This window comes from Shewanella sp. SW24 (genome assembly GCF_025653395.1).
Taxonomy (GTDB): Bacteria; Pseudomonadota; Gammaproteobacteria; order Enterobacterales; family Shewanellaceae; genus Shewanella; species Shewanella oncorhynchi.
The window spans coordinates 347,325-371,677 of record NZ_JAKKSH010000001.1 but is presented as its reverse complement, the minus strand read 5'-3'; the positions used below and the strand labels follow the sequence as shown (position 1 = coordinate 371,677).

Genomic DNA, 24,353 nt, shown 5'->3' with positions numbered 1-24,353 from the left:
TAGTAAGGCAAATTATACTGAATAAGCCCTAAGATCAAGTTTTGCCAACCCCATTCTGAGTAGGATTTCAAAATGCCAAGCGAGTTCAGATGCTTATCTTGCTCAGCTTTACAGCACAAAAACGTTAATGTTGTTCCAAAACCGTGGCAGGCACAGCATTCGTCAGCTCAGGTTCCAAATGATAAATATCGCGACGGTATTGCTCCTGCCCACTATCGTCTAACCATGCAGTCCAGTAAACTAGATGCACGGGCAACTTTTCGGAAAGTGAAAACCACTGGGGTTCAGTAATACCAGGGGCTAACTTGTCCCATAAACGTTTGTCTTTTACTAAATGCTCTTTAAACCACTGGGCTAATTCAGTGGCTTTTTCAATACGAATACAGCCAGATGATAGTGCCCTATCGTCCTTTTTAAAGAGACTTGGCTCAGAAGTTCCATGTAAATAGACACTGAAACTGTTATCAAAGTGAAACTTATATTTACCTAATGCATTCTTCGCCCCAGGGCGTTGTACAAGCTGATAGGGAAACGAAGCGCTGGCTAAGGCCTGCCATTCCTCTGGCATGCGTTGCACCCGTTGACCGTTATAATCGTACACATCAAATTGACGTTCATTAAGATAATGACCATTTCGCTGAATTTGCGGCAGAATGTCCCGCCGTAAAATGCTGCTAGGCACTCGCCAACTAGGGTTAAGCACCACGCTAGAAATCTGACTGTCCAAAATCGGTGTTTGCCGAGAAGATTTACCCACAATAACCTTGGAACTTAACACTGGCGTACCATTATCGACCAACGTCATCTCAAAAGCGGGCACATTAATCAGCAAATAACTCGGCTCTAATTTACGTTCAAACACTCTTTGTCGAATAGTGTTTTTAGCTAATAGTACCGCCCTCGCCCTTGGCGATTGGTTCACCCAAAATAAGGTCTGCTTACCTATCACCCCGTCCTGTTTTAGCCCATGCTTTTGCTGAAAGCGCTTAATGCCAATCATAAGTTCTTCGGTATAAACTTGATTCACTCTAAGCTCAGTGGCTAAGTCTCCCAATATCCACACACGCTTTGCTATGGTATCAACGATCTGATGACTCATTCCTAAGGTTAGCTTTTCATCTAGCACTAAAGTTTCCCATGGTTCAATTGTGTCCAATTGCACTAAATGGGCGATTTGCTTAAGCACCCTTTGATATTGGGGATCCTCTGGAATAACGGATGAAACCGTCTCTGGGGCTCCAGCGTTGTTACATTCTGCGGATGTCATCACATAATGCCAGTAACCGGTAACATCAGCTTGGATTCGTACTAAATCAGCAGTAGATAAGGTATTAGGAGAAAGTGTTAAGTCACGATAATGCTGGCCAAATACTGGATTAACGCCTGCGAGATCCAATAGCAACACCTGTGGCACTAAGGCCGCAAGCGGCAGCACAGCAGTAAGATCTTCAGCTTTACCCTTAAGATTTGGCTGCGCAGCAATACTCGAATTTGATGTTAAGGATTGAGCGCCATCAGCTGCACTTACCTTTGGCACTAAAATTATTGGAATACAGAAAAAAAGGCTGAGTAATAGCTGCGCTAGATTACGCCTCGTCGGCATAGGGTTAATCTGCAATGCTTTCAAGTTCGCGATGTTGAACTCCTGCTCTATCAATTTGAGTTCTCTCACGTTTAGCGTTACACGCATGGATGGGGGCAAATAGCGAATGATCTTTTTCAATATCATAAATACTCCCTTAGCTATTTTTAAGGTCACCTGAGAGCCAGCGGTAATATCAGTCAACAACACTATGATATGACTATTCCATGGAGATCAATTAATTACTAGGGGTTAACTCAAGATAACAAAAAGAAAAATGCCACTGAGGTCGTCAGTGGCATTGATATCAAACAAACTCGCATAAATATGCTGAGCAAGTGCTCGTTAGCAAAAAGACACGAGATCTTCTTCGACAAATTGCTCTGGTAATTTCTGTAGGCTACGTAACATCAAAGGATTTGCCAACACCATCGCCATTTCTTGACGATTGAGTAAAGCTAATGCGCTCTGTTGACAACGAGCTTCATGCACCTTCACATGCACTATGGCTTCCATCGCTTCAATTGGTGTACCCGCAGCACGCAAAGGCTGTTTATCCACCATTGCTAAATGCAATTCCATCAACGCAGGGTCTTTAAGTACCTGTGCTAACGTCCAAGGCTCAGCAATGTGTCTTTGGTAAGCGGCGCGCGCTTCTTGCGCTTGCAGACAAATTTGCGCAGGGTTACGTTCTTCTGGTGTTGCAAGAATACCAGCACGCTTGAACACTTCGCCAATTTTGACTGAACCTGTCCATGCAGAAATTGGCACAGCAATCCACAGACCGATCAACGCCGGACTCATCCAAGCTAACAAAGTCAAAGAATCCAAAATAGCCGCATAACCTAACATCACACCTGCCAGCATATGCCAGCGGTGACGATATATTAACGTCATCCAAGGCATACTGCCGTCATCACGACGTTGCGGCGACCAACCACTGTCCCGCCCCATCAGAATTGACATCACAGCACCACAATGGATAAACATCATGATAGGTGCAATCAGCGCTGAAAGTATGACCTCAAAGATCACACTGAATATCGCTTTAATTCGACCACCAACACTGCGAGCAAACTCACCGTCTTTAAGCAGCAACAGGACACCAAATACTTTAGGGCCAAACAAAACCCCCATAGTAATGTAGAACAATCTTAATGCCCTATCCGAGTCCATGATGGGCCAAGTCGGGAACAGTGAAAATTGATCGGTGAAATATTCAGGTCGAATAAAGTGTGCCTGCAAAGCCAACATCAAACCGGTCAAAATCAACATCAACCAGAAAGGAGATGACAAATAAGCCATGATACCCGTCAGTAAATGTAAACGGCTTACCCAGTGCAAACCTTTAGTCGGCAAAATACGCGAATGCTGCAAGTTACCTTGGCACCAGCGGCGATCACGCACGGCTAAGTCGATAATCGACGGTGGACATTCTTCGTATGAACCCGGTAAGTCATAGGCAATGACCACACTCCAACCCGCACGGCGGATCAGCGCAGCTTCAACAAAGTCATGGCTCATGATGTGACCACCAAAAGGTGGCTTACCCTTAAGGTTGGGTAATCCCGCCGCGGTCATAAAGGCTTCGGTGCGGATAATGGCGTTGTGGCCCCAGAAGTTACCTTCTTTTTGTACCCACCAGCCTAACCCGGTACCAATTACGGGACCATAAATACGCGCCGCAAATTGCTGTAAACGGGCCATTAAAGTGGTGCCATTGATCAACGACGGAATCGTTTGGATCAAACCCGCATCAGGATCGGCCTGCATGCGCTGAGCTAAGCCAGTGATGGTTGAAGACTCCATCAAACTGTCGGCATCAAGCACTAACAAGTGATCATAACGCGACCCCCAACGACGGCAAAAATCAGCTACGTTACCCGCTTTACGGGCGACGTTTTTACGACGGCGACGGTAATACACCCGCGAATGCTTATGGGTTTCTTGACGTAACACCAGAAACGCCTGCTCTTCGAGTAAAGCAATATCGGGATCGGTAGTATCACTTAAGATAAACCAATCAAAAGCATGACCATGACCCGTTTGCGACAAGGTTTCAGCCATCACTGAAACCGCCGAGAATACCCTATCAGGAGATTCGTTATAGGTTGGCATCAAAATCGCGGTTCGCGTATGCAGTTCAGTCACTTGCAAATCTTTTGCCCGCGGTTTTCGCAGTAAAATTAAAAAACCTGCAATACCGCTACAAAACGCCAAAGCAATCCAGCAGAAGTTAACCGCAAACAGCACTAGCACTAAATATTCCAGGGGAGTAATTCCGCCAATGCTAAATACCGCCCCCATTTCATAGATAGCAAACAAAGATAATAATAAAGCCCCACCCACCACAAACACACGACGGTAGGTACGCGAGCGTACCCCATCAGCCACAGTGCTACGGCGAGGGAATCCCTCTGGCATCTTACTTAAATTTTGGGGTTCCATAGCGCCAGGCCGTTCATTTGGCATAGCACTACCACCCACGAGGACTTCCGTCTCGAGTACCGAGTTATCGGATACAGTCATATCATGTTGCTCCGTCATGAACCTTACAGCGTCCAGCGATAGAGCCAGGTTTCAACCTGACGAGGAGTTGGGAACTTAAGTTCAGCGCGCAGTTCGATAAGATCTTTATCTTCTGGCTCTAATTCAAAAGCTAAGCGATAGCCATTTTTAGCGGCATTACGGGCAATCACCACGTTCGTGACCACACCACCAGAAGCTTCAACTTTAGCGACTGGCATTTCATCTGTCATCGGACCTTCAACTTGATAGTCGACCACAAATAAACGTCTTGGAGTCGCCTTAGCAATATCGGCACGACCACTGGCAGAGCGAGAAATATGTACGGCACCGACTTTCGCAGCCGGTTCTTCACCCCAACTCATGCGATAGGCAAAATGAAATTCACCGCCAGCAGGAATAGGCTGACGTGGTTTCCAATAACTAACAATGTTGTCATGAATTTCAGACTCTGTCGGAATTTCAGTCAACACCACTGAACCTTGCCCCCAATTACCCACAGGCTCAATCCATAGGCTTGGGCGACGTTCGTAATGGGCTTCTAAATCTTGATATGACGCATAGTCACGCTCACGTTGGATCAGACCAAATCCCTGAGGCGAGTTGTCAGAAAACGCACTGACTTGTAACTGACGTGGATTAGCCAATGGGCGCCATAAATGCTCACCACGACCATTTAACATCAATAAACCATCAGAATCATGTACTTCAGGTCTAAAATCATCGGTGTCGTGACGACCATTGAGTGAATGTAAGAACATGCTAGTGCTTGGTGCTAAACCGACTTTGCTCAGCTCAACACGAGGAAACAGTGTCGCTTCTACATCAATCAAGGTGTTATCACCGGGACGGACAGAGAAAGTATAGGCACCTGCTACGCTTGGGCTATCTAACAAGGCATGCACAACAATCAAGTTGCTGTCATTGTGTGGACGCTCAACCCAGAAGGCGCGAAATATCGGGAATTCTTCCCCTTCAGCGTCAGCCGTTTTTAACGCCAAACCACGGGAAGATAAGCCATAGGCGTTACCTTTACCTAAAGCACGGAAATAACTCGCACCTTGGAATACCATAAGCTCGTCAAATACACCGTTCGTATTCAATTGGTTATGAATACGGAATCCTGAGTAGCCAATGTCATCATTTGGTAGCGCTTGAGTAATCACTTCACCCGCGGTGAAATATTTAGGCTCATAGGCTAAGTGCGTTGCATTCTGACCTTCTACAATCGCAATCTCGATCAGATCCTGAAAATAGAAACCACGGTGGAACATTTGCATTTGAAATGGCACGCCCTGATCACGCCAAATAGACGCATTCGGGTTAAAACGAATATCTCTGTATTCATCGTATGACAGTTTAGCAAGGCCAGCTGGCAAAGGATCTTTGAGGGTCACATAAGGTTTCGCTGCCAAACGTTTTGCAATCTTCACGACAGTTTCGCTATCAAAAGCGCCTGTCTTAGTGAATCTGATTTGATTTTTTGTACTGGGCTGAGAAATCACTTTCGGTGGAGTAACCACAGGAACTGCCTCGGCGGGTTTTGTCTCTTCAGCGTACGCGACACCAGACAGGGCGACTACAGCGCCTAGCGTCAGTGAACATATGAGTGACGAATAAGGTTTGGACGATGGGCAACGCAACAAGCTAACCATAGATAGGTAACCTAAAAAATAAACTAAGAAATCAATGTTTTTTATGTATACAGTGAATTTTTTTCACTCTGATTTAGGGATGAAAAAAAACAGTTGCTTACATATCGCGAAAGATATCAGAAGGAGAAAAAAACTCATAAATAAAGATGCAGTTAACCCCTTCCACACAATACTATTTGAGAATAAGCTTATACCAAAAATGAATATTAAAATAACATTATCATGCTTATTTCTGTTTTCAAAGTTACAAAAACAAATTAAGTGATCCAAATGCTACATTATTGAAAGTAAAATGAGCCTTTTTACACCTCAACTAAGTGTTGATGATCATAGATGAAATATCACAATAAGCGAATCAATCCGTTGGTAAGCCTAAGGATTAACACTAAGACAGCAGGAAAATTCAAAATTTTACCCGCTTAAATGTATCAAAACAACTGAGCTGATGTCACTGAAACTGCGGATCTATTTTAACATTTCATTGCCTGAACTATTTTGGCAGAAAAAGTGTCACAGATAATCCACCTTGATCCCTAGGCGCAATCACTAAACGACCTTGGTGCAATTCTATGATGTGATAGCAGATAGACAAACCTAATCCCGCACCTATGCCTTCATTTTCATTCACACGATAAAAACGTTCTGTCGCATTGGCAATCTGCGGCTCTGTCATGCCTTGGCCTCGATCCGCGACACAAATACAGATTTCATCATCCAAAGCATGGGCCGACACTGAAATCTCCGATTCCTGTGGACTGTATTTACAGGCATTTTCGATAATATTCTTCAGTACAAGTAGCAAATAAAAACGATCACAGGTCACCGTTAGATTGGATCCGATATCGATATTCCATTCATAATCTGTGATTTGTGGCATTAATTGATTAAGCGCATCTTCGACCATAGGCAAAATGGCGTGGGATGACACATTAAGCTCATTAATCGAGTCCACCCTTGCTAATACGAGTAATTGTTCAACGGTATGACTCATGTGCACTACGCCAGCATCTATCGCAGCTAAATGGAATTTCTGCTGCGGATCATCATCAATCAGACTCTCTAAGCCATGTTGATGTAATTTAATCACAGATAATGGCGTTTTAAGCTCATGGGCCGCATCGGCGCTAAAACGACGCTCACGGGCGATAAATCGCGCGATACTATTGATATATAAGTTCAATGCGCGCCGAACAGGGACTAATTCTTTAGGCAATGACATAGTCAACGGGGTCAAATCGTTGGGCGCCCGTCCAATTAATTCTCTTTCAAAGGTTTTTAATGGCCGAAACAAGAGATAAAACAAGAAGCTAACAATAATTAATGTTAAAGGCACTACCATTAAAGGCACGATAACGGCGTTATGCATGATTTGCGATACGAGCTCTTGGCGTACTTCATCCTGTTGAGCAGTGACAATCCAAACATGATTTTTAACCGAAAAAAAACTGAACACATGCCAGAGTTCTCCTTCGAACACTTTCTTATGATAACCCTGTACGAATCGACTGATAGGTTGATGACCAATATTATCCGATAAAACTAAGGCTTCACCCGCCTCACTCCAGATTTGAAACGCCAATTTATGCTCATAGGCCAGTTTCAGCGCATCGGCCTTTTCGGCAAAGGAACTGATCTGGCTATCGGGAACGTGGAGCACTTGGGGTATGACGAGATCCTGAGCTGGTGCATCGGGCTCAGTATGATAGAACAACTCCAACATTTTAGCGGTTTGGAGCATTTGCGCATCGAAGAGTTCTTCGATTTGATGCTTAGAATCCCGAGTACTCAACCAGCTAGACACAGCGACGGATACTGAAATACCTGACAAAATTAATAATGTCAGTACCAAACGCAGTGAATACACATCTAGCCCCTTTAATCGAATCACTTCTTTTTCCTAACGACTATGCTTCAAGTCATCACTGCGTTATCAGTACCCACAAACGTGGAGCTTGTCACTTAACTCTTCAAATTAATTTATTTCAATCAAGGTATAGCCTATTCCACGCACGGTTTTGATTAATTCATTGGCAAGTTTTTTGCGCAGATGGTGGATATGCACTTCTATTGAATTACTGCCGACTTCATCCCAGCCATAGGTTAACTGTTCTAACTGGCTGCGGGTCAATACACGCCCTGCCGACTGAGCGAGTTCGAGCAGTAATTGAAATTCACGCCGTGAAAGCAGCACATTTTGATCGCGAAAGGTCACTTCACGGGTATTTAAATCAATGCAAAGCGCACCAATAATCAAACTGTTGTGATCGAGCCCATACTGACGTCTGACGATGGCACGAATGCGCGCGGCTAGTTCACGCACATCAAAAGGTTTACCGAGATAATCATCGGCGCCCATGTCTAAACATTCGAGCTTAGTGTCAAAATCCGTATTAGCGGTCAGGACTATTGTGGGAATTGACACTCCCTGCTGGCGCCAAGCTTTAAGCAACTCTTTACCATTACCGTCAGGCAATCCCAGATCGAGTACTATGGCACTGAAGCTTTCATTTTTAACCCCCAGCAAAGCTTGCTGATAACTATTAAGGTGATCAACTTGCATACCCAGCTTTGCCAAACTCAAGCAAATCCCTTGGGCTAATAACTCATTGTCTTCAACCAACATAATACGCATTCAATGTCCTTAACTGAGCCCTAACGGAAAATACTGAACTTAACATCTTGTTGCTGTAAAAAATCTTCCGCGTCTCGCCCCTGCAGCATAGCCATAGTGGCGAGCATACCTGCAGTCACGCAGTTTGGCCCTAACACAGTCACAGAGCGCGGCGCATGGATAACGGGATAGCCAGTGCGTGGGTCGACAATATGGCCGTAACGCTTGCCATCGACTTCAAAAAATCGCCGCGTATCGCCACTGGTCGCTAATGCACCCTGACTAATCGCCAGTACACTCGCAGCGTGATCGAGGTGTCGTGGGTCTTCAATTCCCACTTGCCATGGCGTCACTTTGGACACGGGACAAGCGATATCACCGCCAAAATTCACTAACACTGGAATGTCTGGATAACATTCGGCTAACTCATAGGCGACTCTGTCGACCGCATATTCTTTTGCGATACCACCAAAATCCAATTTCATTCCTGTTGGCATCTCAATATGGCGCGAATCAAACTCGATGTGCTCAAACCCCACTAAGGCTTTCGCGGCAAGTATGCGACCATGTTCGGGCAATTGGGCTTTGGGATCAAAGCGCCACAGTTCCATTAACGGCCCAGCAGAAATATCAAAGAGTCCATCACTGAGCTGAAAACATTGTTTAGCAAAAGCTAATAACTGCCAGGTTTCTTCATCGATAAGCTGCTTATGACCATTGGCATGGTTTAATTGCCACAGACAATTCTGCGCGATAAAGCGACTGTATTTATGTTCGATACGCAGCGCCTGAGTGACAGCCATATCCAACATATCGTCTGCAATATCAAATTGATCGCACCCAATGAGTATTTCACAGGGACTCGCCATGGCCCTAAATTCCCCCACATAACCCCAATCACGGCGTTGCAACGAATAAGGCGCGGTCTTTAGGGACGATGTCGACATCATAAATCACCTCTTCACATGGCATCCCACAGGGATTGCGATTGAATAAGTTCAGGCGCAAATTGAGTATGGGTAGCTAAGCTACCCATACAGTTTAACGCCTTGCTATCTGAGCCAGTAGCATTATTTCGTATTAAAAAGAATAACTAAACTGTGCTGTAATTGCCTTCTGAGTCGGAAACAGATCGAAGTTTTGCAGCTCTCCAGGAATCGTAGCGCCGTTATTTTTCGGATCCTGTTGGTAATACTCTAAGCGATACGACATTTCATGACCGCCCGATAATCTATGGCCAAATTTAACCCCAATCGTATAAGCCGACATATCACCGATACGATAATCGGCACTGGCAAACTCTGGCAGTGGCGTATCAGCCATCAAGAAAGGTTGATAGAAGTTAGCCGCCGTTTGTTGGTAATAACGTAGATGCAATTGACCGTAAAAATTGCCCGTAAAGTAATACCGATAATGGGTTTCTAAGGTATGCGATGTGAGGTCCCAGTCATCGGTATTATAACGATAGGAAAAATCCACCACACCCGCATCTAATGCGCCTTTGGCCATCACGTAAAAACTGTGCTTCAAGCGCGAATCGGGGCGGCTTTCATACAATAAATCCTGAGTAATGCCGTTGTTATCCACCACACTGAGCACCTTGTAGGGATCCGTTAAATAGCCATTCACACTCGACAAGCCGTAATTGGCCTGCAACAACCAGCGCTGACTAAGCACTTGGGTGATACCTAACATCACATCCGCGGTCTGCTTATTATCACTGCCACCTTGACGAGTCGCATCGAATGCGCTGCGATAAGCTTCCTCACTGGTGAAGTTATCGCGAATGACCATCGAAGATAAATCCACCGGACGACCGCCAACGGGGTCAACCACATCGAAACTATAAGCCGTACCTAAAAATATAGTGGTGTTGTCTTTATTAAACCCTCGCTCAATTCCGGCATTGATGCCCATTGACATATAATCAAACTCTTTCGAGCCATATGCGCCAACATTGAGTTTCCAATCTGGTGTTAGCACTTCACTCCAACCGACATTGGCTTGTACGCGAGTATCGTGAAAGGTGTCATCTAACGGCGTTTCCCCCGCTGAAACATGATATTGACCATTACCAGATGGTCGAGTAAACGTTTGGCTGGTACTTTGGGCCACGGCGCCCGATGCTGAAGGACCCGTTAGACTGTCAACCACGAGTTTGAGATCCAGCACACTGTCATCGCCAAAGGCTTTTTGCGCTGTGCCTATGGCTTCGATGGCTTGTACTCTATCTTGCTCACCGTAATACATTAACGCTGCATCGATCTTCCAGTCGTCAGCTTTTTTAGATAATTCAGTCGCATGGCCACTTGTTGCAAACAGTCCACAACTGGCTAATGCGAGAGCACCCGCTATCTGCTTCGATTGTCTTGTATTTATTTGGTTCTTTTTTTGGGTCATAGCTGACAACACCTGTAGGTCACTTCAATCTATTCAATACCGCGGGATTTCGCCCCAGATTTTAGAACATCTGCTCGTCAGATTTGTTTTAGTAGGTCTGTTCATTACATCTGTGCGTTACATTTATTCGTTACATCTCAGGGCAAATAACACCAACGGAGAGTTTAGTTACAGCCACATCCACCACCGGCAAATGCACGACCGCCGCTACTGCCTTCTTTACTAAAATAAATATGATCATCGAGTGCTAAGTCGAGCTTTTCACTGTCGAGCGCCATATCGCTGCGGGCCAACTGGCCTTTCTCCCACGGCTGCACTCCTAAACTTGAACATCCACTCAAACCTATGATGAGCGTTACTGCGACTAATGCGGGTTTAAGCATAAATTACTCCTTCAGTAAATTGACGAGCTCTTGCTCGTATTCAGCGGTTTTATCGGCATAAAAACCAACATGATGCTGTACTAACTGACCTTGACGATTGAACATAAAACTGCTCGGCATGCCCAGCAAATCGAAACTGCGAGCGACATCACCTTCGGGGTTAAAACGCACTGAAAAATTGGCAGGGACTTGTTTTAAGAATTCCTGGGCTAACTCATTATCTGTATCTAGGTTGATTGCCACGACAGCTAATCCCTGATCTTGATACTTTTTTTGTATTTCATTCATCCAAGGAAACGATTTACGGCAAGGGCCACACCAGGATGCCCAAAAATCGACATAGACGACTTTGCCTTTAAACTCACTCAGGGAAACGGCTTGGTTTTGCGCGTTAAACACTTGATAGTCCAGCGATGGCGCAGCTTGTACGCCTGCGGCCAATAAACTGAGTAACAATAATATTTTCTTCATAGCATATTCCGCGTTAACGATTACGTTCGAATCTATTAACTGAATCTTAAGGTTTTCTTAAACAAGCTTATATAAGTTTAATTAACCTGCTCGCCCAAACTCACCACGCGAATGAACCATAGTTATCAACATCACCTTAATCACATGAGTGCTGATTAAGTGACCGATTTCATCCAAAATGGCAAATGTGAGACATTTTGTCCCATTAGAAAAAGTGAAATTAGATCTGTGTCATGTTAATTAAATGTCAAAATCAGTTCGGTCACATCTCTTAAAAATTCTTGATATACATCAATAATCTTTACACTCCAACGGCCTAAACTGACACTGTCAATTATGTAAACCCTTACCAATTTACATTTAAATAACAAAAAAGGTTGACCCATGGACACACATGCAGCCCTATATGAACAGGGAAAGGCGCGCTTAGATGCGTTACGCCAATTCGCTCCCCGTCAACAACAATCGCTGATTGAGAAAATGCAACAGCACGGCATTAGTCGCCGTGATTTTATGAAGTGGAGTGCCATGGTGACGAGCATGCTCGCATTACCCCTCCCCTTTAGTAACTTAGTAGCCGAAGCTGCAGAATTAGCCGATCGTGTACCCTTAATCTGGTTACATATGGCCGAATGTACTGGCTGCTCCGAATCTTTAATTCGTACCGATACCCCCAATCTAGACTCACTGATTTTCGATCATATTTCCTTGGAATATCACGAAACCTTAATGGCTGCAGCGGGTTGGCAAGCCGAAGAAAACCTCGAACATGCACTCGAAACCTACAAGGGCCGCTATTTACTGGCCGTTGAAGGGGCGATTCCAACTGCAAATAACGGCAGTTTCTTAACTGTGGGTTGTAAAGGCCACACAGGGTTAGAAATCATCAAGCATGCTGCTGAAGGCGCCGCCGCGATTATCTCTGTCGGCACTTGTGCGGCGTTTGGTGGGGTGCAAGCCGCTTATCCAAACCCAACGGGGGCGAAAGGCGTGCATGAAGTGGTCAGTAAACCCGTGATTAACTTAGGCGGTTGCCCACCGAGTGAAAAGAACATAGTCGGCACTTTGATGTACTTCATCATGTTCGGAAAATTACCTGCGCTGGATATGTTTAATAGACCTAAATGGGCTTACGGCGCACGGGTACACGATAACTGTGAACGCCGTGGCCGCTTCGATGCTGGTGAATTCGTTGAAGAATTTGGCGATCACGGTGCGAAAGAAGGCTACTGCCTTTATAAAGTCGGTTGTAAAGGCCCTTACACCTACAACAACTGCCCAACCGAGCGCTTTAACCATCACACTAGCTGGCCAGTACTCGCTGGACACGGTTGTATGGGTTGCTCAGAACCTAACTTCTGGGACGATATGGCTGACTTTGAAAAACCCCTTGGCCGTCAACTCCTCCATGGATTGGATGCGACCGCAGATACTATTGGTGCGGTGATTTTAGGCGCGACAGTGGTGGGCATTGGAGCCCATGCCGTTGCCAGTATTTTTGCCAAACCGCTGGAGGAATAACCCATGAGCAAGCGCGTTGTTATCGACCCTATCACACGTATCGAGGGTCACTTACGTATCGAAGTCGAAGTTGATGAAAATAACGTCATCAACAAGGCTTGGTCATCCTCCACACTTTGGCGCGGTATTGAAGTCATTCTCAAAGGCCGCACGCCTATGGATGTTGGCCTTATTGTGCAACGTATCTGTGGCGTATGTACCTATTCCCACTACCGCTGCGGTACTGAAGCGGTTGAAAATGCGTTAGGAATTCAAATTCCATTGAACGCGAGATACTTACGTTCATTAATGCAAACCTCTTTATACATGCACGACCATATTGTGCATTTCTACCATCTACACGGCTTAGATTGGGTTGATGTGGTTTCTGCACTGAGCGCCGATCCTGCTAAAGCGGCACAAGTTGCCCTGAAATACACAGACCATCCCATAGCGGCGGGGGAAGGTGATTTAAAAGCGGTACAAGAAAGAGTTAAAGGCTTTGTCGAAACGGGAAAATTAGGTCCATTTGCCAACGCTTATTGGGGCAACGGCACCTATAAATTTACCCCAGAGCAAAATCTTATCGCGCTATCTCACTACCTTAAAGCGCTTGAAGTACAACGTGTTGCAGCAGAAATGCTAGCCATTTTTGGTGGCAAATCACCACATCCACAATCCGTTGTTGTCGGTGGTGTGACTTCGGTGCGCGACATGCTCAGCCCTGCTCGCCTGCAGGAATGGAAGCAAAAACATGCGACAGTAACTGACTTTATTCTGCGTGCCTATCAAGCAGATATCGTGATGGCGGCCGAAGCCTTTGGTACTGAACCTAGCGTGTTGGGCGGCGTAAACGTGAAAAACTTCATGGCGACCGATGACTTTGTGTTAGCCAATGGCGAATACATGTTCAATCAAGGCGTGATCATGAATGGCGACCTTGCTGGCGTCAGTGATGTGAATCCAGATCTGATTGCCGAAGACGTCAGCCACGCTTGGTATAGCGCCGATGCACCGCAACATCCCTATGACGGTACAACGATTCCTAATTACACTGGTTTTGTTGAACGCGACACTGTCTACGGCAAATTGCCAACACTGGATGGTGATGGCAAATACTCATGGGTGAAATCTCCCCGTTATCAAGGTGAACCTGTCGAAGTGGGTCCACTCGCCTGCCTATTGGTGAGTTATGCCCGCGGTAACAAGGTGGTAGTGGATTCGGTTAATGCCCTGCTCGCTCGCACAGGTCTACCCGTAGCGGCTCTATTTACCACTTTAGGTCGCACTGCAGCCCGTATGCTGCAAACAGTCATCGTCGCCCAAGAAGGGTTAAAAACCTTTGATGCGCTGCTGACGAATATCCAGTCCGATGAATCTACCTATGTAAAACCCAATATTGATCCAAATAAAGAGTATGTAGGTCACGCCATGATCGAGGCGCCACGCGGCATGTTAAGCCACTGGATCCGCATTAAAAATGGAGTGATTGAGAACTATCAAGCCGTCGTACCAACTACCTGGAACGCAGGTCCAGTGGATGCCAACGGTAAAATGGGTCCCTATGAAGCCTCTTTAATTGGCTTGAAACTGGAAGATCCTACTAAGCCCCTTGAGGTGATACGTATTATTCACTCATTTGACCCTTGCATGGCGTGTTCTGTACACGTGATGGATTTCAAAGGCCAAGCATTGAGCGAGTTCCGTGTCAGTCCCAATGGTCAATAATCGAGGGAGGGAACGCAAAATGAACCATTCTGCAACCCGCATTCGGACACTGATTTTTAGTCCGGCAATACGGATTTTTCACTGGCTCAGGGCACTGTCAATTCTGGTGCTAGTGATCACCGGATTCTATATTGCTTGGCCGTTTCTTGTGGCGCCTGAAAGTACGGACGTACTCGTACAAGGCTGGATCCGCTTCGCTCATCTGATTTGCGGTTTTGTACTAACCGCAATCACTTTAGTGCGCTTCTACCTGTATTTTTTCAGCCGAAGCGACATTGAGCGGCGCTCATTTCGCGATGTCATGAGCGTAAAAAGCTGGATCACTCAACTGAAATCTTACTTATGGATGGGGCACTTACATAAAGCCGGTGTCTATGGACCGCTGCAATTTGTGACTTATGTAGCAATCTCACTGGTCGCTCTTGTGATATGTATAACGGGTCTGGTGTTGTACGCCAATGTGTATCACCAAGGTTTAGGTGGCATGCTTTGGGGCAGCGCCGCTTGGATCACGGCACAAATGGGTGGGCTCGCACAAGTTAGGATTTGGCATCACTACTTAACTTGGGCATTTGTTATCTTTGTGGTTATCCACGTCTATATGGCGGTTTGGTCAGGGATACGCTTCAAACATAACTCAGTTGACTCGATTGTCTCTGGCTATGACTACCCAAAGCCAGACTCACACCACTAGGAGTCCAATGAAGATATTGCTACTCGGTATTGGCAATGTCCTGTACGCCGATGAAGGCATCGGCGTACATTTTGTCAATTATATAGCTGATAATTATCAGTTTACCCATGAGTCCCACCAGCTAACGCTGCTCGACGGCGGCACCTTGGCTCAGGGACTTATCCCTATTATTTGCCAATACGATTATTTAATCGTGGTCGATACTGTTAACGCCAATGGCGTAGAAGCGGGCGAAGTCTACTTCTTCGATTTTGATAAAGCGCCGAAGGAAATCGACTGGCAAGGCAGCGCCCATGAAGTCGAAATGCTGCAAACCCTCAATATGATGGAAATGGTCGGTGACAGGCCTAAAACCTTCGTGCTTGGCGTCACCCCAACCGTGCTCGAACCTATGGTGCTAGGCTTGACCCCTAAAGTCGCCGCCGCGGTACCTTTAATGGAATCAAGCTTGTTATCCCACTTAGCCTCCCTTGGGTTCACTGCGACGCGTGTTGCCGAGCATAGTATCGACTCGCTGATCCCTGACTCTTATAAACGTGGCGTTACTACTGGTGAAAGTATATAGAAGATGAAAAACATCAGATTTGATTTTACCTGCTCACGTCAGGTGCCTTTGTACGCGCATTTATGTAATCAATATCTAAATTATGATGAACTAAATATCAGCATAGGCTGTGATGGTCAACATAGCTCAGGTCAATATAGTGCAGGCCAACATGACTTTGGCCCTCAAAGCTATTTTATTGAAGCTCAGGGCGAGCAAAACCAACTAGAACAATTGGCCGATGCCATTGCCGCGGACTTTTTGATTTCCGCTTGGTTGATTGACTCTAGCATTAAAGTCATCAACGAGCCCCAAGGCAGTAAAACCTTACTGCCCTTTCCACAGTCTGGATCAAGCCCTGCCATAGTGCCTTTTTGCCAGCATTGTTATCCGTTGATTGGCGATAATCAGTCGGCTAAGTTTGGCACACTCGATTTAATTTGCCCTTGCTGCAAGGGCGAAACACAATTAACGTCCGCACAAAAAGCGTTAACCTTGTCAGATATTAAAGCCATGGCACAGGGACTGCTGACACAAGGCCCACTGACATTAGCGGCCGCCGATAATCTGCAACTCAGCCTGACACCGTTTGAGCAGCCCTTAAGCGAGCGGCCACAACTGTTAATTTGTAATCCCAATACGCTGAACGCCCATTTTTGTCTGAACGATGCGCAGGTGCTCGCGCTTTCGAGTATTGAAAAGCCACTTATCTGCGCGAGACCCACGCAAGAACACGACAAACTCAGTGCGCCGCTGTACGACATTTGCTTTGCCTACAGCCGAGTGATCTTAGTGCTCGGGGAAGTATTACGACAAAAAGGGGTCGATTGGGTTTACATTAAAGGGCCGCATAATAGGCCGAAGCTAGCTTGGGTCGATGGTGCTTGGGCACAAATCGCCAGTCACGATTTAAGCTCAACACAGGTTCAAACCAAGCACTTTATCGCTCCAGAACCCTTAAGGGAAAAAGTCAGTCTTCACGGTTATCAAGCCCAATGGCAGGCGGCGAAACGTTCACGATCGCACCAAGGCGAACTGAGTGTGGCAGTATTGACTCAAGTAGCGTCAAGTGAAGACAGTGATATTCATTGCACTAGTATGCTAAGCGATAATAATCAAAATACAGTCAACACAGAAAATCACACCCTTGCAGACGCAGCGCTATTCAGTGCGCTGCTCAACGGTAAGTTTACCAGTCATAAACAGGCAAAAAATGCCGCGGTCATTTACTTAAGCCATACCCACGCCAGTCAAATTGTCACCTGCGATAATAAGGGCGACACTGAACTCTTCTTTGCCCTGCCCGAGCTGCCCGATAACGGTTACGAAATCTTCCATCAACTGGACAGCAGTCCGCAAAAAGCCGTAGCGCAAAAATTTAAGAGCCTGTTCCCCGAAGATTACCTAAAACTTTTAAGCCTAAAGCTTCACGGCAGACGGGACAACTTACAAAGCCTGTGGGCGATTGCTGCCATATTAATTGGCCTTAATACACAAGAAGAGACTCAAAGCCAAGCAAGGCTCAGCGATGCACTCATGGCCGCCGCCATGCGCTACCACGGTGCTAATGCACCGCGTATCGATTATCCGCTGACCAAAGGTGAAGCCCACCGCAGCCTAAATTGGTGTAAAACCTTAGGCACTGTCTTAAGTTTTCGTATTGCGGGTAATGACGATCCGAGTCAGCTCGCCTTTGCGATGCAAGACTCGCTGGCGGACTATTTATCTAACTGGATCGAGCATATCGACTTAAATATCGGCGTGCACAATATAGCCTTAGCGGGCAATGAATTAATCAATGAAACCCTGTGCAAACGCATCAGCTTACGCTTAGGCAAAAACTTCCCCTTAGTGGTCAATCGCAGCCTAGATTTAGACGGCGATAACTTAGCCGTTGGGGCACTTTACGTTAAGCAGCGCCAACTGAATGCCCATGATTAGGAGGCCAAAAGTTAAGTCACAACGTATGAAGCCACATAGGCACAATAGTCGCCACAAAAAGCACAGTGACCTGCAGATAAAACGAAGGCTCGCGTTGGAATACCTTGTCCACAAGGGAGCCACGTTAAAGCGTTGTCAGCTGCACGTCACTGGCATAGTACAAGGGGTGGGATTTCGCCCCTTTGTCTATCGTTATGCCCTTGAGTTTCAACTGACGGGCACTGTGCTCAACAATGCCAAGGGTGTGACCATTGAGCTGCAAGGTAATGATGAAAACCTCACTCGCTTTATCACTGTACTCAATACCACTCCACCGCCACTCGCCCGTATCGACAATATCAGTCAAATACCACTGCCGATTTTATTAAGCGAAACCACGTTTGAGATTATAAAAAGCGACAGCCATGAGGACGATGACCCAAGTTCACCGATAGGTGCGCAGGTGGCGGTATCGGCAGATAAAAGTACCTGCCAAGATTGCTTGAACGACATGCATAATCCTGATGATCGTCACTTTGGCTATGCCTTCACCAACTGCACTAACTGTGGCCCTCGATACACAATTATCAATGCTTTACCCTATGATAGACACAACACCGCCATGGCCGATTTTGACATGTGTCCCGAGTGCGCCAAAGAATATCAAAACCCACTCGACCGCCGCTACCATGCCCAGCCCGTGAGCTGCCCCGCCTGTGGCCCCAGACTCAGTTTAAAAACACCGCAAGGGGAATACATCCTTCCCAATGCCTCAAATCTCAGCGCACCTGAATTGAGTACGGACCTTGCGGTACTGACAGCAGCGACAGACAGATTACGCCAAGGGCAGATTCTGGCAATTAAAGGATTGGGTGGATTTCACTTAATCTGTGATGCCCGAAGTGACAATGCCGTCAACGCACTCCGGCTGCGAAAACAGCGCCAGGCCAAGCCGCTAGCGGTGATGATGGCGGATATCACCATGGCGCAGCACTATGTCACAGGGACGGATGCCGAGTGGCGAGTGCTGAGTTCGCAGGAAAGGCCCATAGTGCTTATGAGCAGCCGAGCCGAACATGATCTCAGCTTAGCTGTCGCCCCCAATCTGAATAAACTCGGGGTATTTTTACCTTACACACCGCTACATCATTTGCTATTAGGTCTCTTCAAAGGGCCATTAGTTGCGACCAGCGCCAATGTTTCCGGTGAACCTATCATCACTGATTGTGATGAGCTTATTAGTCACTTAAGCCATGTAGTGGATGCGATAGTCGATCATAATCGGCCGATTATTAATGGCTGTGATGACAGTGTGGTGCAAGTGATCCAGCCGCAACTGGATTCCTCCGCAGAGGTGCAAGTATTGCGCCTCGCCCGCGGCTATGCACCGTTAAGTTTCCCCTTAGAGATACCGCTGACCCAATCGATTTTGGCCGTGGGCGCACAGCAAAAAAATGCCATCGCCTTAGGCTTTGGCAATAATGTGTTTTTAAGTCCCCATATTGGCGACCTGTTCAGTGTCAGCGCCGAGCAGTATTTTGAGCGCACCTTAGCCACTTTTGCTCGGTTGTATCACTTTACGCCAAATCTTATTATTTGCGATAAACACCCAGATTATGCCCCTTCGCGCTGGGCTGAAATGCACTCAAACTCGAGTATAAAACTCAGCGATACCAGTCAAAATCAATGTTTATCGGTGCAACACCACCATGCCCATGTGCTCAGCGTAATGGCAGTTAACCAATATCGAGATCCCGTATTGGGCTTTAGTTTTGACGGTACTGGGCTTGGCGACGATGGCAGTTTATGGGGCGGTGAAGTGCTATTAACTACGCTCGATAAAGCCGAGCGACTGGCCCATTTTGAGCCCATAGCCCTGCTAGGCGGCGAGCAAGCCATTAAGCAACCCGTGAGGTTGTTACTGGCATTATTATTCGAGCAAATGAGCCTCGATACTGTACTCGCATTGCAATTACCTATATTAAACAACATGCGCCCAAACACTCTGACTAACTTACATAAGATCTGGCAGAACGGCAGTGCGATAAAAACCTCCTCTGTCGGACGACTGTTCGATGCCCTCGCCTGCGCCTTAGGCTTAATAGAAACCACACTGTTTGAAGGTCAAGCAGGCATGGCGATAGAAGCCGCGGCCAATCGCGCCGATGCATTAGCCCTTGAAGTCATTTCGCTTAACTTACCTCTTGACATCGACCAGTGGCGAAGCAGTGAGATGTTCAAGCAAATTGTTGAATTGATTACAGCACAACCGCTAACAGACAATAGATGCTATGCCATCGCCCGCGCCTTTCTACACACATTAGGTGATGCTATTTGTGATTATGCTGCCCAGTATCAACACCTCCCAACCGTGCTCTGCGGTGGCGTATTTCAAAATAAATACCTCTTAGAATACTGCCTGAGCAAGCTCAGCGCCCAAGGAAATAAAGTGTTATCCAGTAAACAGATACCCATCAATGATGGCGGCATCGCCCTAGGCCAACTTTGGTATGGCATTCATCAGAGTCAATAACCTTACTTATTTGATAACCCCTGATGTTCGCTCGCCATTTTTATCCCCATAAACCTGACGAACATCAAAGATCCGTAGCGCAATTTGTATCACACTCAACATTAGCGTAACCAAATTAACGATTCGTACATCAATCATTATTTGTCAGGCAAAGTCCTCGTACTCTGCCGATACAAGGAGAGGTAAAATGTGTAAAGACTGCGGCTGCTCCGTTACCCGCCACGACCATGATCATCTAGGCGCGCATGCCCATAGCCATGAGCATAATCATGACCATTCACATACTCATGAGCATAGCCATCAAGAGTTACACACAAATCCTCAGTTAAACGATAAAAAAACCTTGTCAGTCATCCACAAAATTTTAGATAAAAATGATGTCGAAGCTGGACATAACCGCGCCCACTTTGAGGCACATAATATTACTGCCTTCAACATCATGAGTAGCCCGGGCAGTGGCAAAACCACCCTATTAGAAAATCTCAAAGAATACACGCAGCTCAACTATGCGGTGATCGAGGGCGACTTAGAAACCTCACGCGATGCCGACCGCTTAATCGCTAAAGGCATTAAAGCCTATCAAATTCAAACGGGCAGCGCCTGTCACCTCGACGCCTTTATGGTGCACGGTGCCCTACATCATCTGCCGCTTGAAGGACTCGATATTTGCTTTGTCGAAAACGTCGGTAATCTCGTCTGCCCAGCCAGTTATGATGTGGGCACTCACAAAAATATCGTGCTGCTATCAGTGCCAGAAGGCGATGATAAGATTGAGAAATATCCTGTGATGTTCCGCCGCGCCGATGTAGTTTTTATCACAAAGTGCGATCTACTGCCCTATTTTGATTTCAAGATGGACGAAGCCAGAGCGCAGCTTAAAAAACTCAATCCAGCAACTCAAATTATTGAAGTCTCAATTAAAGATGGCGACTCCATGCAGGCTGTAGCCGCTTGGCTTAAAGACAATATTCGAGGTGCACAATAATGTGCTTGTCCATACCTTCCCAAGTGGTGGCGGTCGATATTGAGCGCCAGAGTGTCACCGTCGATACCTTAGGCGTGCGCCGCGATGTCAGCAGTCATTTAATGAATGAGCCACTGGAAATTGGCGACTATGTGTTGATCCATATTGGTTTTGTGATGAACAAAATTGATAAGGAAGATGCGCAGCAAAGCATTGATCTATACAAAGAAATCGTCACTAAGCTTGAAAATGAAGCCATACACTGACCATCAGCAGTGCAGGATTAAGTCGCAAGGCGCACCCCTATCGAGTGCACCGAGGAAAAAGCATGCTTGAACTAAAACACCTCTATCAAGGCTTTCGCGATCCCCAAACGATTGCCAATTTAGCACGGGATATTCGGTTAACCGCTAAATTGGTTAAGCAACAAATCAATATCATGGAAGTCTGTGGCGGCCATACTCATACGATTATGAAATACGGCTTGCTAGACTTACTGCCAGATAATATTGAATTTATCCATGGTCCTGGCTGCCCAGTGTGCATTATGCCTAAAGAGCGCATCGACCAAGCCGCGGCGCTTGCCTCCCAAGAAAATGTTATTCTTGTGACCCTGGGCGATATGATCCGCGTGCCCGGTTCTCAAGGCTCTTTAGCCAGTTTTAGGGCCAAGGGCTGCGATATTCGCCCAATTTACGATCCCTTAGATACGCTCAAAATTGCCCGCGATAATCCTGATAAAACCGTAGTGTTCTTCGCCATTGGCTTTGAAACGTCAACCCCAATGACAGCAATTTTGTTGCAACTGGCCGAACACGAAAGACTCGAAAATCTACTGTTTCATATCAATCATGTATTAGTGCCACCCGCAATTGATGCCGTAATGCACGACCCAAAAGCCAGAGTGAACGCCTTTATCGGCCCAGCCCATGTGAGCGTGATCAGCGGCGCAAAAATCTATCGCAGCACAGTCGAAAACTATGGCACGCCCGTGGTTGTCGCAGGATTTGAGCCCGTCGATGTGGTGGAGTCGATTTTACGGATTGTGCGCCAAAAAGCCGCAGGTAAAGCGGAGCTCGATATCCAATACAGCCGCGCAGTATCGGAGGACGGCAACCTCACGGCGCAGGCCAAAGTAAATCAATTCTTCAATGTCAGACCGCAATTTCGCTGGCGTGGACTAGGCCCAATCCCCAATTCAGCGCTGCAGCTTAAACCCGAATATGCCCACAGAGACGCCGAACTGCGCTTTAAAGACCGCCTACCTGTGAAGGAAATTGACGATCATAAAGCCTGCCAGTGCGGCGATATACTTCGTGGGCTTGCTAAACCAAAGGACTGTAAAATTTTTGGCCGCGGCTGCAATCCCGAAACGCCCTTAGGCAGTTGCATGGTCAGCTCCGAAGGTGCCTGCAATGCCTATTACCGCTATCAAGGTATCGATATCAAGGAGCCACATCATGGCTGATACGCTTAAAGATAAATCCATTCAACTCAGCCACGGCGGTGGCGGCAAAGAAATGAATAAACTGATCCGTGATCTGTTTTTTGCCGAGTTTGATAACCCAATCCTTCGCAGCGAAGAAGACGCTGCCAAACTCGATTTGCACGGTGCCAACGCCTTTACCACAGACTCTTTCACCGTATCCCCTTTATTTTTTGCCGGCGGTGATATCGGCAAGCTCGCCATCGCAGGCACAGTCAACGATCTCGCTATGATGGGCGCAGAACCTCAGTATTTGAGTTGTAGTGTGATCATCGAAGAAGGCTTTTCTATCAAGGATTTAACTACGATTGTCCGCAGTATGGCGAAAGAATTAAAACACAGTGGTGCACGGATTGTCTGCGGCGACACTAAAGTCGTACCCAAGGGGTGCGCCGATGGTTTATTTATTAATACCTCAGGCATTGGTCGTATCTTGCGTCCCAATATTTCCTCGGCGAATGTCACCGTGGGCGATGCCATTATTGTCTCCCGTGATATTGGCTGCCACGGTGCAGCGATTTTAATGGCGCGTGAAGGACTCACGCTCGAATCTGCATTGCAAAGTGACTGCGCGACGCTCTGGCCCATAGTCGAGCAATTAATCGCCGCCAATATTCCCATTCATGCGATGCGCGATGCGACTCGCGGTGGCTTATCGGCAGTGCTCAACGAATGGGCCGTCGCCTCCAATGTCGGCATCACAGTGAATGAAGCCAGTATTCCCGTTAGCGATGAAGTCAAAGGTCTGTGCGAACTCTATGGTTTCGAAGCCATGGATCTTGCCAACGAAGGCACTTTCATCCTCGCCGTTCCCAACGACATCGCCTTAGGCGCGCTCGAGATCATGCAACGCTTTGGGCGCTGTGAGCATGCAGCGATAATCGGCACTGTGAGTGAGGATTTAGTGGGGAAAGTCGTGCTAAGAACGCCTTGGAATACTAAGCGTTATCTCGATCTTCCCCAAGGTGAACTGCTGCCAAGGATTTGCTGATGCACGAATATTCGATTGTGAGTGCCCTGATTGAGCAATGCGAACAGCATGCGCAGGCCAATCATGCCGATAAAATCACCCGAGTGGATATCAAACTGGGAGTCATGAGCGGGGTTGAACCTAGCCTGCTACAAACGGCCTTCGATACGTTTAAGCTCGATGGGATTTGCAAAGAAGCCCTACTCAATATGCAAATTCAGCCGCTAGTGATACTTTGCCAAGACTGCCAGACTGAATCCGTACTGAGTGAGCGCACGGTCGTCTGCCCTGCGTGTCAAAGCTTTCGTACTCGCGTACTCGATGGCGAAGATATGTTACTGATGCAACTTGAGATGGAACAGAACGAGGATTAATCATCCACGATA

Annotated in this window: 20 protein-coding genes; 11 read left to right on the top strand and 9 right to left on the bottom strand. The window is 46.7% G+C overall.

Annotated features, from left to right (window positions below; all coding sequences use genetic code 11):
- Positions 1–124: 124 nt before the first annotated feature.
- The 9 genes from L5M17_RS01695 to L5M17_RS01655 all read right to left on the bottom strand — a co-directional run bounded on the left by L5M17_RS01695 (position 125) and on the right by L5M17_RS01655 (position 11,628).
- On the bottom strand, positions 125–1,603 hold the full coding sequence (locus L5M17_RS01695) for a L,D-transpeptidase family protein (RefSeq protein WP_411568928.1): 1,479 nt from the start codon (positions 1,601–1,603) through the stop codon (positions 125–127).
- 324 nt (positions 1,604–1,927) lie between these two features.
- Positions 1,928–4,111, bottom strand: a complete 2,184-nt coding sequence (mdoH, locus tag L5M17_RS01690) for a glucans biosynthesis glucosyltransferase MdoH (RefSeq protein WP_105252289.1) — start codon at positions 4,109–4,111, stop codon at positions 1,928–1,930.
- A 23-nt stretch (positions 4,112–4,134) separates the two neighbouring features.
- A complete protein-coding gene (locus tag L5M17_RS01685; protein ID WP_263144760.1) occupies positions 4,135–5,763 on the bottom strand; it encodes a glucan biosynthesis protein G in 1,629 nt (542 codons plus the stop codon).
- A 490-nt stretch (positions 5,764–6,253) separates the two neighbouring features.
- Positions 6,254–7,651, bottom strand: a complete 1,398-nt coding sequence (locus L5M17_RS01680; RefSeq protein WP_263144757.1) for an ATP-binding protein — start codon at positions 7,649–7,651, stop codon at positions 6,254–6,256.
- A gap of 84 nt (positions 7,652–7,735) precedes the next feature.
- The gene (locus tag L5M17_RS01675) at positions 7,736–8,395 is read right to left on the bottom strand and encodes a response regulator transcription factor (protein WP_028760171.1); all 660 of its coding nucleotides are present in this window, start codon (positions 8,393–8,395) and stop codon (positions 7,736–7,738) included.
- 20 nt (positions 8,396–8,415) lie between these two features.
- On the bottom strand, positions 8,416–9,324 hold the full coding sequence (locus L5M17_RS01670; RefSeq protein WP_263144755.1) for an FAD:protein FMN transferase: 909 nt from the start codon (positions 9,322–9,324) through the stop codon (positions 8,416–8,418).
- Between the two features lie 130 nt (positions 9,325–9,454).
- The gene (locus L5M17_RS01665) at positions 9,455–10,774 is read right to left on the bottom strand and encodes a DUF3570 domain-containing protein (RefSeq protein WP_263144753.1); all 1,320 of its coding nucleotides are present in this window, start codon (positions 10,772–10,774) and stop codon (positions 9,455–9,457) included.
- 164 nt (positions 10,775–10,938) lie between these two features.
- Positions 10,939–11,157, bottom strand: a complete 219-nt coding sequence (locus tag L5M17_RS01660; protein ID WP_028760174.1) for a DUF4266 domain-containing protein — start codon at positions 11,155–11,157, stop codon at positions 10,939–10,941.
- 3 nt (positions 11,158–11,160) lie between these two features.
- Positions 11,161–11,628, bottom strand: coding sequence for a TlpA disulfide reductase family protein (locus tag L5M17_RS01655; protein ID WP_028760175.1), 468 nt, complete (start codon positions 11,626–11,628; stop codon positions 11,161–11,163).
- A 384-nt stretch (positions 11,629–12,012) separates the two neighbouring features.
- Between L5M17_RS01655 and hyaA the strand changes: the two genes are divergently transcribed.
- The 11 genes from hyaA to hypA all read left to right on the top strand — a co-directional run bounded on the left by hyaA (position 12,013) and on the right by hypA (position 24,341).
- Entirely contained in the window at positions 12,013–13,149 is a 1,137-nt protein-coding gene (gene hyaA, locus L5M17_RS01650) for a nickel-dependent hydrogenase small subunit (RefSeq protein ID WP_028760176.1), read from the top strand.
- Between the two features lie 3 nt (positions 13,150–13,152).
- Positions 13,153–14,856, top strand: coding sequence for a nickel-dependent hydrogenase large subunit (gene hyaB, locus L5M17_RS01645; protein ID WP_105252282.1), 1,704 nt, complete (start codon positions 13,153–13,155; stop codon positions 14,854–14,856).
- A gap of 19 nt (positions 14,857–14,875) precedes the next feature.
- The gene (gene cybH, locus L5M17_RS01640) at positions 14,876–15,550 is read left to right on the top strand and encodes a Ni/Fe-hydrogenase, b-type cytochrome subunit (RefSeq protein ID WP_028760178.1); all 675 of its coding nucleotides are present in this window, start codon (positions 14,876–14,878) and stop codon (positions 15,548–15,550) included.
- A 7-nt stretch (positions 15,551–15,557) separates the two neighbouring features.
- Positions 15,558–16,115: a HyaD/HybD family hydrogenase maturation endopeptidase gene (locus tag L5M17_RS01635; RefSeq protein WP_105252281.1), complete on the top strand. Its 558-nt coding sequence runs from the start codon at positions 15,558–15,560 to the stop codon at positions 16,113–16,115.
- 3 nt (positions 16,116–16,118) lie between these two features.
- Complete coding sequence (locus L5M17_RS01630; RefSeq protein ID WP_263144750.1) at positions 16,119–18,035, top strand: NiFe hydrogenase; 1,917 nt, start codon at positions 16,119–16,121, stop codon at positions 18,033–18,035.
- A complete protein-coding gene (gene hypF / locus L5M17_RS01625) occupies positions 18,028–20,547 on the top strand; it encodes a carbamoyltransferase HypF (protein WP_411568926.1) in 2,520 nt (839 codons plus the stop codon). The genes L5M17_RS01630 and hypF overlap by 8 nt, the downstream gene beginning before the upstream one ends.
- Before the next feature lie 187 nt (positions 20,548–20,734).
- On the top strand, positions 20,735–21,532 hold the full coding sequence (gene hypB / locus L5M17_RS01620; RefSeq protein ID WP_263144744.1) for a hydrogenase nickel incorporation protein HypB: 798 nt from the start codon (positions 20,735–20,737) through the stop codon (positions 21,530–21,532).
- Positions 21,532–21,777: a HypC/HybG/HupF family hydrogenase formation chaperone gene (locus L5M17_RS01615; RefSeq protein WP_028760183.1), complete on the top strand. Its 246-nt coding sequence runs from the start codon at positions 21,532–21,534 to the stop codon at positions 21,775–21,777. The genes hypB and L5M17_RS01615 overlap by 1 nt, the downstream gene beginning before the upstream one ends.
- A 62-nt stretch (positions 21,778–21,839) precedes the next feature.
- Positions 21,840–22,979, top strand: a complete 1,140-nt coding sequence (hypD, locus tag L5M17_RS01610) for a hydrogenase formation protein HypD (protein WP_263144740.1) — start codon at positions 21,840–21,842, stop codon at positions 22,977–22,979.
- On the top strand, positions 22,972–23,988 hold the full coding sequence (gene hypE, locus L5M17_RS01605) for a hydrogenase expression/formation protein HypE (protein WP_168824040.1): 1,017 nt from the start codon (positions 22,972–22,974) through the stop codon (positions 23,986–23,988). Before hypD ends, hypE begins: the two co-directional genes overlap by 8 nt.
- Positions 23,988–24,341 carry a hydrogenase maturation nickel metallochaperone HypA gene (gene hypA, locus L5M17_RS01600; RefSeq protein ID WP_168824038.1) on the top strand — a complete coding sequence of 118 codons (354 nt, stop codon included), beginning with the start codon at positions 23,988–23,990 and terminating at the stop codon, positions 24,339–24,341. Before hypE ends, hypA begins: the two co-directional genes overlap by 1 nt.
- The last annotated feature ends 12 nt before the right edge of the window (positions 24,342–24,353 follow it).

Excerpts from the sequence above, each read along its gene's own strand:
- L5M17_RS01695 (WP_411568928.1), bottom strand. The coding sequence starts at position 1,603 with ATGCCGACGAGGCGTAATCTAGCGCAGCTATTACTCAGCCTTTTTTTC.
- mdoH (WP_105252289.1), bottom strand. The coding sequence starts at position 4,111 with ATGACTGTATCCGATAACTCGGTACTCGAGACGGAAGTCCTCGTGGGT.
- L5M17_RS01685 (WP_263144760.1), bottom strand. The coding sequence starts at position 5,763 with ATGGTTAGCTTGTTGCGTTGCCCATCGTCCAAACCTTATTCGTCACTC.
- L5M17_RS01675 (WP_028760171.1), bottom strand. The coding sequence starts at position 8,395 with ATGCGTATTATGTTGGTTGAAGACAATGAGTTATTAGCCCAAGGGATT.
- L5M17_RS01670 (WP_263144755.1), bottom strand. The coding sequence starts at position 9,324 with ATGATGTCGACATCGTCCCTAAAGACCGCGCCTTATTCGTTGCAACGC.
- L5M17_RS01665 (WP_263144753.1), bottom strand. The coding sequence starts at position 10,774 with ATGACCCAAAAAAAGAACCAAATAAATACAAGACAATCGAAGCAGATA.
- L5M17_RS01660 (WP_028760174.1), bottom strand. The coding sequence starts at position 11,157 with ATGCTTAAACCCGCATTAGTCGCAGTAACGCTCATCATAGGTTTGAGT.
- L5M17_RS01655 (WP_028760175.1), bottom strand. The coding sequence starts at position 11,628 with ATGAAGAAAATATTATTGTTACTCAGTTTATTGGCCGCAGGCGTACAA.
- hyaA (WP_028760176.1), top strand. The coding sequence starts at position 12,013 with ATGGACACACATGCAGCCCTATATGAACAGGGAAAGGCGCGCTTAGAT.
- hyaB (WP_105252282.1), top strand. The coding sequence starts at position 13,153 with ATGAGCAAGCGCGTTGTTATCGACCCTATCACACGTATCGAGGGTCAC.
- cybH (WP_028760178.1), top strand. The coding sequence starts at position 14,876 with ATGAACCATTCTGCAACCCGCATTCGGACACTGATTTTTAGTCCGGCA.
- L5M17_RS01635 (WP_105252281.1), top strand. The coding sequence starts at position 15,558 with ATGAAGATATTGCTACTCGGTATTGGCAATGTCCTGTACGCCGATGAA.
- L5M17_RS01630 (WP_263144750.1), top strand. The coding sequence starts at position 16,119 with ATGAAAAACATCAGATTTGATTTTACCTGCTCACGTCAGGTGCCTTTG.
- hypF (WP_411568926.1), top strand. The coding sequence starts at position 18,028 with ATGATTAGGAGGCCAAAAGTTAAGTCACAACGTATGAAGCCACATAGG.
- hypB (WP_263144744.1), top strand. The coding sequence starts at position 20,735 with ATGTGTAAAGACTGCGGCTGCTCCGTTACCCGCCACGACCATGATCAT.
- L5M17_RS01615 (WP_028760183.1), top strand. The coding sequence starts at position 21,532 with ATGTGCTTGTCCATACCTTCCCAAGTGGTGGCGGTCGATATTGAGCGC.
- hypD (WP_263144740.1), top strand. The coding sequence starts at position 21,840 with ATGCTTGAACTAAAACACCTCTATCAAGGCTTTCGCGATCCCCAAACG.
- hypE (WP_168824040.1), top strand. The coding sequence starts at position 22,972 with ATGGCTGATACGCTTAAAGATAAATCCATTCAACTCAGCCACGGCGGT.
- hypA (WP_168824038.1), top strand. The coding sequence starts at position 23,988 with ATGCACGAATATTCGATTGTGAGTGCCCTGATTGAGCAATGCGAACAG.